The organism is Dermatophilus sp. B7861-1 (assembly GCF_058996045.1).
The window spans coordinates 2,017,900-2,034,440 of the sequence record NZ_CM180082.1 but is presented as its reverse complement, the minus strand read 5'-3'; the positions used below and the strand labels follow the sequence as shown (position 1 = coordinate 2,034,440).

The window sequence follows — 16,541 nt, the reverse complement described above, 5'->3', positions numbered from 1 at the left end:
ATGTTGTTAGCTGCCTAGAGCTGCTGCGACGACGCTCTTTGCTTCTTCTTGTACCTGGGCAAGGTGGTCAGGGCCTTTGAAGGATTCTGCGTAGATTTTGTAGACGTCTTCAGTGCCAGAAGGACGGGCAGCGAACCATGCAGATTCGGTCATCACTTTGAGGCCGCCGATGGGGGCACCGTTGCCGGGTGCCTCGGTGAGTTTGGCAATGATTGGCTCACCAGCGAGTTGTTCAGCGGTCACATCGGTAGCCGAGAGGTTTTTCAGTGTGGCTTTTTGTTCGCGGTTTGCGGGAGCATCAACACGGGCATAGGCAGGCTCGCCATGTGTGGCCACGAGCTCGGCATAGTGCTCGGAAGGGCTCTTACCTGTTTTTGCGCGGATTTCGCTGGCAAGCAGGGCCAGGATGATGCCGTCTTTGTCAGTGGTCCAGACAGTTCCGTCGAATCGTAGGAAGCTGGCGCCAGCGGATTCTTCTCCTCCGAAGGGGCCTGATCCATCGAGAAGTCCAGGGACGAACCATTTGAATCCAACCGGTACCTCGACCAGTTCGCGGCCCAGCGCGGCTGCAACCCGGTCGATCATCGCCGAGCTGACAAGCGTTTTTCCGACGAATCCATTGGCTGGCCACCCGGGACGGTGTGAATAGAGATATTGGATTGCTACGGCGAGGAAGTGGTTGGGGTTCATCAATCCGGCGTCGGGGGTGACGATGCCGTGTCGGTCTGCGTCGGCATCGTTACCGGTAGCGATGTCGTAGGTGTCTTTCATGGCGATGAGAGAAGCCATTGCCGCAGGAGAAGAACAGTCCATGCGGATCTTTTCGTCCCAGTCCAGGGTCATGAAGCGCCACGTGGCATCGACCAGAGGGTTGACCACTTCAATGTTTAGGCCGTAGTGCTCACCGATAGCGGCCCAGTACGCTACAGCGGCGCCGCCCAGGGGGTCAGCACCGATGCGGATGCCTGAAGTTTTGATCGCGTCCATGTCGATGACGTTTTCGAGATCGGCAACGTAAATGCCTTTGAAGTCATAAGGCGTGACGTGCGCGGTGACCTGCGTGTGTGGTGCTCGTTTCACGCCATCAAGGGACTTGGCAATGTAGGCGTTAGCACGGTTAGCGATCCAGGTCGTGGCATCGGTGTCGGCGGGGCCGCCATGGGGCGGGTTGTATTTGAACCCTCCGTCAGTGGGCGGGTTGTGGCTGGGCGTGACGACGATTCCGTCAGCCAACCCGGTGTGGGCTGGCATGTCGGTGACACCACCGATTTTTCCTTTGTTTGTGCGCAGGATGGCGTGAGAGATCGCTGGCGTGGGGGTGTAGCCGTTTTCGGCATCGACCATGACGGTGATGTTGTTGGCGACGAGTACTTCTAGTGCGCTTGTCATGGCTGGTTCAGACAGAGCGTGGGTGTCACGGCCAATGAACAAGGGGCCGTCGTACCCCTGTTCGGTGCGGTAGTCGACGATGGCTTGGGTGGTGGCCAGGATGTGCTGTTCGTTGAAGGAGGTTTTTACGCTGCTTCCGCGGTGGCCTGAAGTGCCGAAAACGACCTGTTGGTCAGGGTTAGCGGCGTCCGGGATGCGGGTGTAGTAAGCAGTGACGATTTCGGCAATGTCGATGAGGTCTGAGGGGTCAGCAAGCTGTCCAGCGCGGTTGATAGCCATACGAGAATCTTTTCACCTGCCAAGGCCAGTTGCGCAGCAGGAGGGAGGCCAAATCGGGCAAAGTTGGCCACCCTCCTGCTGGTGTAAGGCTTGGCTGCTACTTCAAAGAGCTGCAGTTGCTGCGCTGGTTCGCTTTCCCAGCGAACCTTCCCTCGAACCACAATTGGGCGGCTGCGGCGTGTGGGAATGCCCCCAAAGCGTGCATGCCATCCAAGTGGGTGCGGAATTGCACATCGCCGCCGCGGGAGCACCAATCTTTAGCGAGCTGCTTACCCACCGCGTAAGGGATGACATCGTCACCGCGTGCGTGTGTGATCAAAACGGGTGCTTTCGGGGTGCGGCGACCGATGCGGTTGTCTTCGATTACGTCTTTCAACGGGGCGGTGTCAAAGAACGATGTCAGTTTTTTCCCGGTCTGGGTGTACTTGGCGGTGTCGAGGTTTTTGAATGTTTTCAGCTCCAGCGTGCAGTGGTCTTCGGCTTTCTTGAGCAGGTCGATCCCTTTATCGTTGACGTATTTTTTGGGGTCGAGGTGGTAGGAGCTGAACAAACCAAGTGCCGAGTACAGGCCAAATGCGGCGTACGGTCCACCGTCGATCTTTTCTGCTACGGCAGCCAGGTTTGCTGGGACAGCGCCGGCAGCTACACCTTTAATGTCCAGTTCGGGGGCGTATTCAGGAGCAAGTTCTGCTGCCGCAGCAACGGCTCCACCGCCTTGAGAATATCCGTTGAGGCCAATGGGAGTGGAGCTGTCGATGCCGGGAAGCTCCATGGAGCGGGCAGCACGAGCCATATCGAGCACGGCGTGTGCCTGTGCACCACGGACCATGTACGTATGTGTTCCTGGTGTGCCGAGGCCCTGATAGTCAGGGACAGCGATGGCGTAGCCACGTAGGAGAAGGTCCTTCATGAAGAGGATTTCGTACTGGCTGAATTTCTGGAATTGGCGGGAGGCAGCGCATCGGTCGCCGGTGCCTTGGGTGCCTGGTGCGTGCACGATGAGTGGGCGTTTTTTGCCCGGGCCAACCCAGCGTGCTTTGGGCACGATCACTAGACCGGTGGCGGCGATGGAGTGTCCTTGGCGGTCTTTGGTCGTGTACATGACCCGGCGGTGTGTGAAGTTTTTGTCGTGCACTTTGAGTGGGTCAGCGACTGTGTCGGCGGCTTCGGAACGGATCACAGAGCCTGGCTTGCCTGTGATGGAGGCCGGAGGTTCGTAGAAGGCGGGGCGTGGCGGTTCAGCGGCGCCGGTGACGGTTTTGGCCCCGGCGGTGCCGGGGATGTCGTGTTCGTCGGCTGATGAGGCATTGGCATGTGCAACGACGAGGGTGGTGGCAAGCAGAGTGCAAGCAAGTTTGCGGACGGCAGGCACAGTGGGTTCCTTGTCAGGTCTGGTCCCGGTGTCAACCGTGAGGCGACGAGGGGCGAAATTTTTTCGGCATGCGGAACGTACCGGGTGTGGGTGGCTGTGTGGGCTGGCACACACAGCCGTGGGGTCCGATAATCAGCCCTCTATTTATTTGAAAAGTGTTGAAGCTCTAAGCATTTCCTGGGTGTATGTGACAGTGGGCGTGTTGCTGGCGCCAATTACAGGTGCCAGCAACACGCCCACTGCTTTAAAAACGAGAGCCTCAGTTAGGCTTCGAGCCTTTCTCCTCAGGCCAGCCCAACGGGGCCTGTTCAGGCTCTGCCCCGCGCGCGGAGGAACCGGCTGAACGACCTACACGAGGGGCGCGCAGATCAGCTTCAGACAGGTCGCTGCGCACAACTTCGCCCTCCACCACTGGAGAGTTCGACAACTCTGGGCGCGCAGCCCCACGCACCTCTAACGATGCAGGCGTGTGCCCCTCATCTTGGTCTTCTGGCTCAAACCAGACCGCAGACATCTTCTGGATCGTGATCGTCGCCGAGTACGGCTGCCCATGCCACGGCACCGGTTCGGCTTCAATCCGGCCCAAGTTGCCTACACCAGCGCCGCCGTACTCGGTGGAGTCCGTGTTGAGGATTTCGCGCCACGCACCCGGATGAGGCAACCCGATCCGCATGTTGTGGTGCTCCATGCTCGAGAAGTTCACCACTGAAGCAACGACCGGTCGCCGCCCTTGAGTGTCTTCATCGCCGTAGCGCAGGAACGAAAGCGTGTTTCCAGAGGAGTCGTTCGCATCAATCCACTGGAACCCTGCCGGGTCGTGATCGACCTCCCACAAAGCCGGACGGCTGGTGTACAGGTGGTTCAAGTCTTTGATGAGTTTGTGGATCTGCCAATGTGGGGCCTGATCCAGTAGCCACCAGTCAAGGCTGCGCCCGTCGGCCCACTCGCTTTCTTGAGCGAACTCCTGACCCATGAAAAGCAACTGCTTACCTGGGTGCGACCACATGTAGGCGTAGTAGGCCCGTAGCGCGCTGAGCTGCTCCCACCGATCGCCAGGCATCTTGCGCAGCATCGAGCCCTTGCCGTACACGACCTCATCGTGGCTGATCGGCAAAACGAAATTCTCGTTGTACTGGTACACCATGGAGAACGTGATCTGGTGGTGGCTGTGCTGCCGGTTCACTGGTGGTAGCGAGGCATAGCCGAGGGTGTCGTGCATCCAGCCCATATTCCATTTCAAACCAAAACCTAGGCCGCCGGCATAGGTCGGTTTGGTAACACCGCCCCAACTAGTTGACTCCTCGGCGGTGGTGACTACGCCGGGGTAGCGTCGGTACAGGGTTGCGTTCGTTTCCTGCAGGAATTGGACTGCCTCGAGGTTTTCGTGCCCGCCGAACTCGTTCGGCACCCATTCACCTTCGGCACGAGAGTAATCCAGGTACAGCATCGAGGCGACGGCGTCGACTCGCAGCCCATCGACGTGGAATTCTTCGATCCAGTAGCAGGCATTGGCGACGAGGAAGTTACGTACCTGCGGGCGACCAAAGTCGAAGATGTAGGTTCCCCAGTCTTTGTGCTCGCCACGGCGAGGGTCGGGGTGTTCGTAGAGCGGCTTTCCATCGAATCGGCCCAGCGCGAAGGCATCCTTGGGGAAGTGTGCTGGTACCCAGTCCATGATGACGCCGATGCCGTTTTGGTGAAGAACATCGACCAGGTAACGGAATTCGTCTGGTGTGCCGAAGCGAGATGTGGGGGCGTAGTAGCCGGTGACTTGATACCCCCAGCTTGGCCCGTAAGGGTGCTCCGCTAGTGGGAGGAACTCCACGTGCGTGTAGCCCAGATCTTTGACGTACTTCACGAGCTCATCTGCCGCATCGACGTAGCTGAGCCCCTGACGCCACGAGCCGAGGTGGCATTCGTAGACGCTCATCGGCATGTTATGAGGATCAGCAACGGCTTCGCGCTGGGCGATCCACTCTGCGTCGTTCCACGTGTAGTGGGATTGGGTAACAACCGAGGAGTTCAGAGGTGGTACTTCGGTGGCCCGTGCCAGGGGGTCGGCTTTGGCGCGCCAGTAGCCGTCTTCGCCACAGATTTCGTATTTGTACGTCGTGTTTTCACCGACGTCGGGGATGAACAGTTCCCATACGCCGGAGCCACCAAGGACACGCATCGGGTGGGCGCGGCCATCCCAGTTGTTGAAGGAGCCGACTACGCGCACCGCGCGGGCGTTGGGAGCCCACACAGCGAAGCTGGTTCCTTGTACGTCGCCCATGTGGCCGCCTTCGTAGCGGCGGATGTGCGAGCCGAGCACTCGCCACAGTTCTTCGTGGCGTCCTTCCCCGATGAGGTGTAGGTCAATTTCGCCCAGCGTGGGCCAGAAACGGTAAGGGTCATCCTGATGGTGGACCTGTCCGTCGCTGTAGGTGACATCGAGGCGATAGTCGGACACGTCAGTGCCGTGAATGTGGGTAACCCATACGCCTTCATGTTCGTGACGCATCGGGGCTGAAAAACCGTCGGGAAGTTTTACGGTGACGGTGCGGGCGTCGGGGCGTAGAGCTCGGAAGGTGACGCCGCCGTTGTGGCGGTGCAGGCCCAGGACGCCGTGGGGGTCGCCGTGGCCGCCGCGGACTAGGAGATCGAGTTCGTGTGTGGGTACTGGTAGCGCGCCGTCGGGGTCGGTGACTCGGGTGTCACCGGCGCAAGGTGCGCCGTTCTTGGACTGCTCAGAGCTGCTCGTCACGGTGTTGTTCCCTTCTTCAGGGGTAGATGGTCGTGACGCGAGACGTTCGACCGCAGCGGTGGGGATGCTCACCCAAGCTGGTCGGTTCCGAGTCTCGTACACGACCTCGTATAGGGCTTTGTCTAGTTCCAGAGCGCGCAGCACAAGTGCGTTCGCTCCGGTGCGTGGGTCGCTGGCAATTGAGGCGTAGCCGTCGCAGAAGGCTTCACGTGCGGCACTCGCCCACGCCTGGGCGGTTGCTTCTTCTTCGGGAGCTTCCTGGGCCCGGGAGCCAGCGGCGTAATCAAAGGAGCGCAGCATTCCAGCGACATCGCGCATCGTGAGGTCGGGTTCGTTGCGTTCGTGCAGAGGGCGCAACGGTTCACCTTCGAAGTCCAGCAGGACCCATCCGCGTTCAGGAACATCAAGAACCTGACCGAGGTGATAGTCACCGTGGATGCGTTGTAGGTCAGGCCATTGGGCTGCTTGGGCGGCTTGAAAGATCGCGTCGATGTCTTCTGTGTGGACGGCCAGCTCCGGTACAGCCGCTAAGGCTGCGTCTTTGCGTTGTTGCCACGAGCGGATTTGTGCTTGGTGATCTTCTTCTTCGGCGGGTTTGGTGGGTAAGACCCGCGCCAGGTCGACGTGCACCTGGGCGGTAGCAACACCCAGGTCGCGTGCCCGGGCAGTGAAGTCCTCTCCGGTGGCGAGTGCGCTGGTGACTGTGCGCCACGCGTCTTGTGTTCCGGTGAAGAATTCTTGCGCGAAGGCGAGGTGGCCTTGGGCGATACCTCCGTGCGGGTTTTCCCACGTGCCGGTGAGGCATCCGAATGGTTCGGGTACCAGGCGTGATCCGGAGGTAGCTAGTGCGCTTTGTAGGACGACGTCAGGGTTCAACCCTGAGGATAGGACTCTGAAGAGTTTGACGATGAGTCGTCGCGCGGTTTCTTGGGTGCCGCTTCCGATGCGTCCTTCGATGATGATCGAGGTGTTGGATTGTTCTCCAGAAAGGATGCGGCTGGAGATGACCTTCACTGCCCGTGGCGTGTGGAGGGGAATTCCGCGGGCTGGGTCGTTTAACCCTTCACCTTCGCCGGTGGTGCTGACTCCGCCGCCGAGGCTGAAGCGGAGTAGTTCAGCGACGTAGACGGGGTCGGCGGCGCCGTCGTAGACCCAGTTTTTCCCGAGTTGGGGGTGTTGCAGGGTGCCGATGAGGTGTTCTTCGGCGTTGGGTAGGGGGCTGGTTCGGTAGGTGATGGGTACGTGATAGACGACACCGGGGGAGGAGTCGGTGGCTGCGCAGGAGTCCAGGAGAATGAGTACTTCGACTCCTACTTTGCCGGCCGGATCTGCGAAGGTGAATCCGCCTAGGCGTCGTAGTTCAGGGGTGTTTCCTTTGGAGGTGTACCACCGTTTGGAAGGCATCCAGGCAGTGAGCAGCTCCATGGTGGTGGGGGTAGTGTCCTGTTGCTCAGCCATCGGCGTCACGCTCCAGGAGTTCGAACCAGAAGAAGTCGCGTGATCCGATGGTTACTGAGTAGCTGCATTGGCCGTCGTCGTTGGCGGTGATTCTGGGGAATCCGCTGCCACCGAAGAGGTCTTTGACTTTGGCGTCCGTGAAACGTTCGGGCAGTGTGATGGTTCCGGCTTGGGGGCGAGAGGAAAGGTTGTGCACGCATAGGACGTGTTGTGATTCTTCTCGGCCTTTGCTGGGGTCTGCTTCCAGGGTGCGGGTGAAGGCTAGGACGGCTTCGTTGTCGCATTCGCGTAGGTCGAAGCTGCCCAGTCCGAAGACGGGGTAGCGTCCGCGTACTTGAAGCATGGCGCGCATCCAGTGCAACAGTGAACTGCTGGAAGCCATTTGGGCTTCCACGTTGACGTTGTTGTGGTGGTACACCAGGGATTGGATGACTGGCAGGTAGAGCTTGCCTGGGTCTGCGGTGGAGAAGCCTGCGTTGCGGTCTGGTGTCCACTGCATGGGGGTGCGTACTGCGTCGCGGTCGTTGAGCCAGATGTTGTCGCCCATGCCGATTTCGTCGCCGTAGTAGAGGCAGGGGCTGCCTGGTAGGGACAAGACGAGGGCGTTGATGAGCTCGATTTCGGCACGGGAGTTGTCCAGCAGTGGTGCTAGGCGTCGGCGGATACCGACGTTGGCGCGCATGCGGGAGTCGGGGGCATACCAGCCGTACATGGCGGTGCGTTCTTCGGGGGTGACCATTTCGAGGGTGAGCTCGTCGTGGTTACGCAGGAACGTTCCCCATTGCCCGTCTGCGGGAATGGGTGGGGTGTCGTTGAGGACGTCGATGATGGGTGTTGCCTTTTGCTCGCGCAGTGCGTAGTACAGGCGTGGCATCACCGGGAAGTGGAAACACATCTGGCATTCGGGTGCTTCGGGGGTGCCGAAGTAGTCCACGACTTCGTGGGGCATTTGGTTTGCCTCAGCCAGGAGGATGCGTCCGGGGTATTCCTCGTCGACCATGGCGCGGAGTTTGGCGAGGAATTCGTGTGTTTTGGGGTGGTTTTCTCCGTTGTGCCCTTCTTCTTCGAACAGGTAGGGCACGGCGTCGAGGCGGAAGCCGTCGATGCCTAGGTCCATCCAGAATCGGACGACGTCGAACATGGCTTCTTGGACGGCCGGGTTTTCGAAGTTGAGGTCTGGTTGGTGGGAGAAGAACCGGTGCCAGTAGTACTGGCGTCGTTCAGAGTCGAAGGTCCAGTTGGATGTTTCGGTGTCGACGAAGATGATGCGTGCGTCGGCGTATTTGGTGTCGTCGTCGCTCCAGACGTAGAAGTCGCCGTAGGGGCCGTCGGGGTCTGAGCGGGACTCTTGGAACCAGGGATGTTGGTCGCTGGTGTGGTTCATCACGAAGTCGGTGATGATGCGGATGCCGCGGGCGTGGGCCTGGGTGACGAGTTCGGTGAATTCGGGCAGGGTGCCGAATTCGGGTAGGACTGCGGTGTAGTCGGCGATGTCGTAGCCGCCGTCGCGTAGCGGAGAGGCGTAGAACGGGGGCAGCCATAGGCAGTTGACGCCGAGCCATTGCAGGTAGTCGAGTTTGTTGATCAGGCCGGTGAAGTCGCCTGATCCGGAGCCTTTGCTGTCGGCGAAGGCGCGGACGAGGACTTCGTAGAAGACGGCAGTTTTGTACCAGTCAGGGTCGTGTTGCAACCCGGGTTGGGAAAGGTTGAGGCCTTGCATGGGTCAGAACCTCCGGACCGAGATGACGTGGACGGGCTCCCAATCCACGCCTAGGCGTACGTAGTTTTCGTTGCCCCATTCCCATTCGCTTTCGGTGATGAGGTCTTTGGCGATGAAGCGTTCGTCCTTTTTCAGGCCGAGTGCTTCCATGTCGAGATGGATCATGGTGCCGCGCATAGAGTGCGGGTCGGTGTTGGCCACGACGATGATGGTGTCTTCGTGGGGGCCTTCGACGCGTCGTTTGGAGAAGCAGAGCACTTCGGGGTCGTCGGTGGTGTGGGGGGTGTAGTTGCGTAGCCAGTCAAGGGCGTTGTGTTCGTGGCGGATTCGGTTGAGTTTGCCGAGGTAGTCGGCCATCCAGAGTTGTCCGGCTCGTTCTCCGCCGGGGGCGTAGCTGGCCCAATCGCGGTTTTTGAATTCGTATTTTTCGTTGTCGATTTGTTCTTCAGCGCCGGGGCGGGGGACTGACTCCATGAGTTCGTATCCGGCGTAGATGCCGTAAGTGGGAGACAAGGTGGCGGCCAAGGTGGCGCGTAGTTTCCATGCAGTGGGGCCGCCGAACTGCATGTAGGGGGTGAGGATGTCGTGGGTGGTGGGCCAGAAGCTGGGGCGCATGTAGGCGGCGGAGCCGGTGGTGTCGTCGGTGAGTTCGGCCATGTATTCGGCGATCTCTTCGGCGGTGTTGCGCCAGGCGTAGTAGGTGTAGCTCTGTTGGAAACCGACTTTGGCCAAGGTGGCCATCATGGGGGGTTTGGTGAATGCTTCGGCAAGCCAGATGACGTCGGGATGGTCTTTAGCAACGTCGTTGATGAGCCATTGCCAGAATTCGACGGGTTTGGTGTGGGGGTTGTCGACGCGGAAAATTTTGACTCCGTGGTCGATCCATACCTGGATGACGCGTCGGATTTCGGCGTAGATGCCGGCTGGGTCGTTATCGAAGTTCAGTGGGTAGATGTCTTGGTATTTCTTGGGTGGGTTCTCGGCGTAGGCGATGCTGCCGTCGGCGCGGGTGGTGAACCATTCGGGGTGTTTGCTGACCCAGGGGTGGTCTGGGGAGCATTGCAGGGCGATGTCTAGGGCGACTTCTAGGCCTAGGCGGCTGGCTTCGGCGACGAAGTAGTCGAAGTCTTTGAAGGTGCCTAGGGATGGTTCGATGGCGTCGTGGCCGCCGGCTGCTGAACCGATGGCGTAGGGGCTGCCTGGATCTTCAGGGCCTGCGTTGAGAGTGTTGTTGGGGCCTTTGCGGTTGGTGGTGCCGATGGGGTGGATGGGGGTGAGGTAGATGACGTCGAAGCCCATCCCGGAGATGGCGGGTAGGCGTTTAGCTGCGGTGCGCAGTGTTCCGGTGACCCATTTGCCGCTGGTTTTGTCGAAGTAGCAGCCTTCGGAGCGGGGGAAGAATTCGTACCAAGCTCCGGTCAGGGCGCGTTTGCGTTCGACGAGCCAGTTGATGGTGGGGGAGGCGGTGACCCAGTCGCGCAGTGGGCGCGCGGTGAGTTCGTCTTCGACGCGGGGGTCGGTGCCTCCGGCTAGGCGGGTGGCGGGGGCTAGGGATTGGTTGCGTAGGGTGCAGATGCCTGCTTTGACGGCTTCGATGCCTGGGCGGGGGCGTCCGGGCACGGTGAGTGCGCGTTCCAGGACGCGGGCGCCTTCTTCGAGCATGAGGTCTACGTCGATGCCGGCTTCGACTTTGATGACGGCGTCGTGTTGCCAGGTGGCGTAGGGGTCGGACCAGCCTTCGACGCGGTAGGACCAGGAGCCAGGGCAGTCGGCGCTGACGGTTGCTTCCCAGAGCATGAGGCCTGGGTTGGTGCATGTCATGGGGATGGTGTGTTCGGTGCCTTCGGGGTCGGTGAGGACAACGTTGGCGTTAACGGCGTCGTGGCCTTCACGGAACACGTTTGCGCTAATAGCGAACTGTTCGTCGACGACAGATTTGGTGGGGTAGGCGCCGTTTTCTACAACGGGGCTCAGCCCAGTGATCGGGATACGCCCGAGCGGTCGTTGGGTGGGAATGTTGCTGTGGGTTACAAGTTGGGGCGTCATGGGGCCTTTCGGCGTGGACAGAGCAGACGAGGAGGTAGAAGAAGTAGAAGAGATAGAGGCGGACGTCGCCTTCTTTGCAGCGGAAGCGGACGTCGGCTTGGTAGAGGTCGGCCTAACAGCGGAAGTTTTTGTGGTCTTCGGCTTTGAATAGCTGCTCACGTACTCGACGCTACCGTTCCGGCCAGACCATTGTCTGCCTGTGATCGCTGTCATTGCAACCAGATCGGTTGGGTAATGGCATCAAAAAGCGCCCTCGCCTACTGGTGAGTTGGAAGGCGAGGGCGCTAGAAGCGGGTTAGCTCGTGATGAGCTCGTAGACCCGCATCGACGCAGCCGGCATGGTGACGTACTCACCCGGATCATGCGCCGTGTGTTCGGCACCAGCAGGAGTCTCCCAGGCGCTGTCCCAGACGAGCTCGTAACGAGACAGCTGGTGCGGTTCTTCTTCGGAACCAACATGGTTGTGCGGGGGGTGGGGCAAAACGATCTCGCCAGCTGTGTTCGCGCCGTGAAGCACAAGAAGAAAACTGGTGGCTTCCAGTCCTTCGCCGATGAGCATCATCTGCAAGACTCGTTGATCAGGGTCACCCCACGCTTGCGGGGTCAAAGATCGCCCGAGGCGACCGTACCAACGCACATCAACGCGCCGATCGGCAGGGTTAGGGCGCTCGGTGAAGAAACGCGACTGCCGGAACACGCGATGGTCGGCGCGCAGCTGAGAGAGGAAAGCAAGAGTGTCGATGAGGTTTTCTTCGGTTTCGCCGTGATCCCAGTCCAACCAGCTGGTGGGGTTGTCCTGGCAGTAAGCATTGTTATTTCCCCCCTGCGTGCGGCCGAACTCATCGCCAGCACAGATCATGGGCGTACCGGTAGAGAGCAGGGTGGTGGCCAGTAAGTTGCGCACCGAGCGGCGTCGCTGGCGCAAGATGTCGGTGTCATGGGTGAGGCCTTCGGCGCCGTGGTTCCAGGAGCGGTTGTCTCCGTGGCCATCTCGGTTCTGTTCACCGTTGGCTTCGTTGTGTTTGCGTTCATAGGCGGTGGTGTCAGCCAGGGTGTAGCCGTCGTGACTGGCGACATAGTTGATGGAAGCTAGCGGACCTCGATCTTGGTTACCGAAAAGGTCTTCACTGCCGGCCAGGCGGGTGGCGATGTCACTGACCCCGTGCCCAGTGGCTCCACCAGCGGCGACGTCCTGGAGCCAGAAGGTGCGGGCCACGTCGCGGAAACGATCGTTCCATTCACAAAAAGGCGGCGGGAACTGCCCAGTGCGCCACCCATTGATGCCCACGTCCCATGGTTCTGCGATCAACTTCACGCGTGACAGGACCGGGTCGGCGCGCAATGCCATCAAGAAAGGGTGGCCTGGGTCGAAGCCGTCGTCACGGCCGCGCGCCAACGCCACTGCCAGATCGAAACGGAATCCATCTACGTGGTAGTGGTGCACCCAGTGCCGTAGTGAATCCAGTGTCATCCGCAGAGCTGAGATATCCCGCAGATCAAGGGTGTTTCCGCATCCAGTGACGTCGATGTCTTGCCCCCACCCGTCTAGGCGGTAGTAGGAGGCGTTATCCACGCCGCGCCAGGACAAAGTGCCACCTTCTTTGGACTGCTCGGCAGTGTGGTTATAAACCACATCCAGAAGCACTTCGATGTTGCGCGAGTGCAGCGCATCCACCATCGCTTTGAACTCGTCAATGACACCTTGGGCAGTGGTGGCGTGGGCATACCCCTCATGAGGGGCGAAGAACCCCAACGTGTTGTACCCCCAGAACTGGGAGAGCCCCTTTTTCACCAGGTGCACTTCGTCAGTGAACGTGTGCACAGGCAGTAGCTCGACAGCGGTAACACCGATGCGTTCCAAGTGGTCCAGGAATGCCTCGTGCGCCACGCCAGCGTATGTGCCGCGCAGTTCTTCCGGTATCCCTGGATGTTGCATTGTGGCTCCGCGTACATGCATTTCGTACACGAATGTTTCTGTCCATGGCACCCGCCGCATAAATGCGTCGTTCCATTCGTACGTGTTCTGGTTGACCACTACGGATCGGGGTACGAATGGTGAGCTGTCACGGTCGTCACGCCGGGTGACATCACCAGCGAAATCTGCGTTGACGTGGTGCCCGAAAACCTCAGGGGACCATGTGACTTTCCCAGTGATGGCCTCGGCATAAGGGTCTAGGACGAGTTTGTTCGGGTTGTGTCGGTGTCCACAGGCCGGGTCCCATGGGCCGTTCACACGGAACCCATACTGCTGCCCTGCTCCTACACCAGGAACAAACAAGGACCACAACCCGTGTGCCCCATCTTCCATCGGTAACCGTCGTTCGGCTCCTCCAACCTGGTCAAAAAGGCATAGGTCGACCGAGGAAGCATTGTCGGCGTAGAGCGAGAAGCGAGTTCCGCGTTCACTGACAGTGGCGCCCAGGCGCGGAAGTCGTAGCGAAGAAGACACGCGACAACAGTAGGGCCTCTGGTGTGCTGCGTGGTGAGCAGTGTCGTTGAGACAGAAGGCCTCCGAGCAGACAGCAGCAGTGCTACAGCACCCTTAAGAAACAGGAAAAACGATCCTTAAGCATTCACGCACTCCAGGTGAAAAAGCCATGAACATATGGCAGGCCGCAAGATGCGGAAATATATGACATATGCCCGATGCTGATCGTCTACCTCGCTACCGCCTACTCACTGGCTTTGACGATGCTTCTTTCTGCCGCAAAGTCAGTCAAGCTCTCGACCTCGGATACAGCCTCTACGGATCGCCTGCCATCACCACCAAAGATGGGCAAGGATACGTAGCTCAAGCAGTGCTATGGCAACGTGAGGAACCGACGCCGTTTTCCTCGTCGCGACCTGCCTGACAGATGCACCAAAACCTCACCAGCACGAAATGAGTTTCTAGAATCGCTTTTCTGACGGGACCAACTCGAAGAAGGTTCAGCTAGACAACAACAGCACGCAAGAAACACCCTGTGCGCGCGACACCCCGATGAAGTGCGCACACGCCAGACCTCGCGCACCCACCCCACAGGCCGATACCGTTGACCCATGACTGATCCCACCAGCCTTCCCAGCTTCCCTCCGCCTTCAGACGAACACCCCTTGCGCGGACGGGTCCTGGATGCACTCCAAGACGAGGGCTTCCGCCCCGACATCGACGCCGATGGCGACGTCAGCTTCAAAGTCGAAGGCCAGCAACTGTTCGTCCACACCACCGAGGGCGACCTGCCCGTCATGCGAGTCTTCGGCCAATGGCAGATCGGCGCCGACCTACCCCAAGACGAAATGGCTTGGTACAAAGCTGCTAACGATCTCTCTTTGCGACTCAACGTCGCCAAGGTCGGCATCAACAACGGCACTCTCGTCGTCACCTGCGAACACATCGTCCGACCTGATGAGCTCGTCATGCCCTACGTTCAGCTCTCCTACCAGCTCGTTCTCTCCGGTGTGCAGATGTGGCACCAGCTCATGCTCGGCGAAGACATCTTCGGCGACGGCAGCGGCCTGGCTGGCGGCCCCGGCGCCATCTGAGACACCACGCCAACACAGGCACAGTGGCGCCCGCCCGGTCTGACCAGGGGTGGGCGCCACACCCATGCGAGCATGGGAAACCAGCACCCACCACGGCCACGAACAGCCCACGTCCCGACAGGGAGGCGAAAATCAATGAGGATCGTCGTCACGGCCAAGTTCGTCCCCGATGCCACCGCAACCCGTCGATTCGACACCCGCGACAACACCACAGATCGCGAAACCGAAGGCATCCTTAACGAACTCGACGAATACGCCGTCGAAGAAGCCTTACGGTTAACACACCACGAACACGACCAGGTGATCGTTCTCACAGTCGGGCCAGAAGACGCCACCATCGCGCTGCGCAAAGCCCTGCACATGGGCGCCGACATCGGCGTACACGTCACCGACGCAGCTCTAGCCGGATCTGACGCCGTCTCCACCTCCCACGTACTCGCCGCAGCCATCACACACATCGGCGCCTGCTTCGGCCCCATCGACGTCGTCCTGTCCGGTATGGCATCCACCGACGGAGGCATGCGCGTCATCCCCGCCATGCTCGCCGAATGCCTCGACCTGCCCATGATCACCTTCGCCGACGAACTCACCATCACCAACGGTGTAGCCCGCATCCACCGCGCCACCCCCGACGCCCACGAAATCGTCGAAGCCGACCTACCAGCCATCATCTCGGTATCCGACCGCATCAACGAACCCCGATACCCCACCTACCGGCAAATCATCGCCGCCAACAGCAAACACGTATACACCTGGGAACTAGGCGACATCGGCATCGACCCCACCACCGTCGGACACCACGGCGCTCGCACCTACGTCCGCAGTGCCACCCCCGCCACCTCCACCCACCGCAAGCACACCATCGTCACCGAAGACCAAGGCGGCCAAGCCCTCGCCGAACTCCTGCGCGCCCACGGAATCCGCCCCGCATGACCCCAACATCCGCGACCCCTCACGCCCACGCCCACGAAGAGACCCCCATGCACGACGTGCTCACCCTCATCCTCGACCAGCACGACACCCTGCCCCGATCTGCCCACGAACGGCTCACCCTCGCCGCCGACCTCACCTCAGCAACAGACAGCGCCGCCGCCCTCTACGTTGGCGCCCACGGCCACGCCGCCACCGACGCCGCCGCCTGCCACGGCATCCACCACATCTACACCCTTGACCCAGGTGAAGACGCCATCCACCCCGTCCTGCCCGCCCTCAACGCTCTCACCGACCTTGTCCGCACGACCAGCCCTCGCCTCGTCCTGCTCCCCAGCAGCCACACCGGCCGCAACATCGCCGGACGCCTCGCTGTGCGCCTCAACGCCGGACTCATCACCGATGCCATCGCCGTGGCCGCGGACCCCGCCGCACCCAACGGCTACGTCGTCACCCAAAGCGCCTTCGCCGGAACACACGTCGTCGAAGCAGTCTCCACCACCCCCACTCTCATCGTCTGCCTCAGCCCTGGAGCACTCACCCCCAGCGCCAACCCAGTCACCCCCCACCACTACACCCTGGCCACCACGTCACCCAGCGGTCGCACCGCCCGCATTATCACCCGCACCCCACGCAACCCCAGCACCTTCGTCGACGGCGTCCCCACCGACATCGCCGAAGCCGACATCGTCATCGCCGGAGGCCGCGGAACCAACGGTAACTTCGAACCAATCCGCACACTCGCCCAACGCCTCGACGCCGCAGTGGCCGCATCCCGCGCCGCCGTCGACGCCGGATGGATCGACCACACCGCCCAGGTCGGCCAAACCGGCCAATCAGTCTCCCCACGCCTCTACATCGCCTGCGGCATCTCCGGTGCCGTGCAACACGTAGCAGGAATGCGCACCGCCACCACCGTCGTCGTCATCAACAGTGACCCCGACGCCCTCATCTTCCACGAAGCCGACCTAGGCATCATCGGCGACCTCTTCACCGTCATCCCCCAAGCCCTGCAACACCTCGACCAACCCGCACCCGAACACACCCCTACCAGCGAAGAAAACTAGACACCATCGCAC

At 60.5% G+C, this 16,541-nt stretch carries 11 protein-coding genes; 5 read left to right on the top strand and 6 right to left on the bottom strand.

Annotation, left to right across the window (positions count from 1 at the left end):
- Nucleotides 1-6: 6 nt before the first annotated feature.
- The 5 genes from pgm to AC2T9U_RS08965 all read right to left on the bottom strand — a co-directional run bounded on the left by pgm (nt 7) and on the right by AC2T9U_RS08965 (nt 11,010).
- Nucleotides 7-1,668 carry a phosphoglucomutase (alpha-D-glucose-1,6-bisphosphate-dependent) gene (gene pgm / locus AC2T9U_RS08985; protein WP_493695869.1) on the bottom strand — a complete coding sequence of 554 codons (1,662 nt, stop codon included), beginning with the start codon at nt 1,666-1,668 and terminating at the stop codon, nt 7-9.
- A 97-nt stretch (nt 1,669-1,765) separates the two neighbouring features.
- On the bottom strand, nt 1,766-3,040 hold the full coding sequence (locus AC2T9U_RS08980; protein ID WP_208303018.1) for a lipase family protein: 1,275 nt from the start codon (nt 3,038-3,040) through the stop codon (nt 1,766-1,768).
- 259 nt (nt 3,041-3,299) lie between these two features.
- Nucleotides 3,300-7,244, bottom strand: coding sequence for a 1,4-alpha-glucan branching protein GlgB (gene glgB / locus AC2T9U_RS08975; RefSeq protein ID WP_493695868.1), 3,945 nt, complete (start codon nt 7,242-7,244; stop codon nt 3,300-3,302).
- On the bottom strand, nt 7,237-8,964 hold the full coding sequence (gene treS, locus AC2T9U_RS08970; RefSeq protein WP_208303020.1) for a maltose alpha-D-glucosyltransferase: 1,728 nt from the start codon (nt 8,962-8,964) through the stop codon (nt 7,237-7,239). The genes glgB and treS overlap by 8 nt, the downstream gene beginning before the upstream one ends.
- 3 nt (nt 8,965-8,967) lie before the next feature.
- Nucleotides 8,968-11,010 carry an alpha-1,4-glucan--maltose-1-phosphate maltosyltransferase gene (locus AC2T9U_RS08965; RefSeq protein WP_493695867.1) on the bottom strand — a complete coding sequence of 681 codons (2,043 nt, stop codon included), beginning with the start codon at nt 11,008-11,010 and terminating at the stop codon, nt 8,968-8,970.
- Between AC2T9U_RS08965 and AC2T9U_RS08960 the strand changes: the two genes are divergently transcribed.
- Nucleotides 11,009-11,161: a hypothetical protein gene (locus tag AC2T9U_RS08960; RefSeq protein ID WP_208303022.1), complete on the top strand. Its 153-nt coding sequence runs from the start codon at nt 11,009-11,011 to the stop codon at nt 11,159-11,161. The two genes, AC2T9U_RS08965 and AC2T9U_RS08960, sit on opposite strands and share 2 nt — an antisense overlap.
- Nucleotides 11,162-11,305: 144 nt before the next feature.
- On the opposite strand, the gene glgX is transcribed toward AC2T9U_RS08960, so the two are convergent.
- Nucleotides 11,306-13,459 (bottom strand): glycogen debranching protein GlgX, encoded by a 2,154-nt coding sequence (gene glgX, locus AC2T9U_RS08955; protein ID WP_493695866.1) that lies wholly within the window; start codon nt 13,457-13,459, stop codon nt 11,306-11,308.
- 190 nt (nt 13,460-13,649) lie between these two features.
- On the opposite strand from glgX, the gene AC2T9U_RS08950 reads away from it, so the two are divergent.
- The 4 genes from AC2T9U_RS08950 (at nt 13,650) to AC2T9U_RS08935 (ending at nt 16,529) form a co-directional block, all read left to right on the top strand.
- Complete coding sequence (locus AC2T9U_RS08950) at nt 13,650-13,862, top strand: DUF1737 domain-containing protein (RefSeq protein WP_493695865.1); 213 nt, start codon at nt 13,650-13,652, stop codon at nt 13,860-13,862.
- Nucleotides 13,863-14,049: 187 nt separating this feature from the next.
- Entirely contained in the window at nt 14,050-14,532 is a 483-nt protein-coding gene (locus AC2T9U_RS08945) for a T3SS (YopN, CesT) and YbjN peptide-binding chaperone 1 (protein WP_028327069.1), read from the top strand.
- Between the two features lie 135 nt (nt 14,533-14,667).
- Nucleotides 14,668-15,465 (top strand): electron transfer flavoprotein subunit beta/FixA family protein, encoded by a 798-nt coding sequence (locus AC2T9U_RS08940; protein WP_115029438.1) that lies wholly within the window; start codon nt 14,668-14,670, stop codon nt 15,463-15,465.
- Entirely contained in the window at nt 15,462-16,529 is a 1,068-nt protein-coding gene (locus AC2T9U_RS08935; protein ID WP_493695864.1) for an electron transfer flavoprotein subunit alpha/FixB family protein, read from the top strand. Before AC2T9U_RS08940 ends, AC2T9U_RS08935 begins: the two co-directional genes overlap by 4 nt.
- Nucleotides 16,530-16,541: the final 12 nt, after the last annotated feature.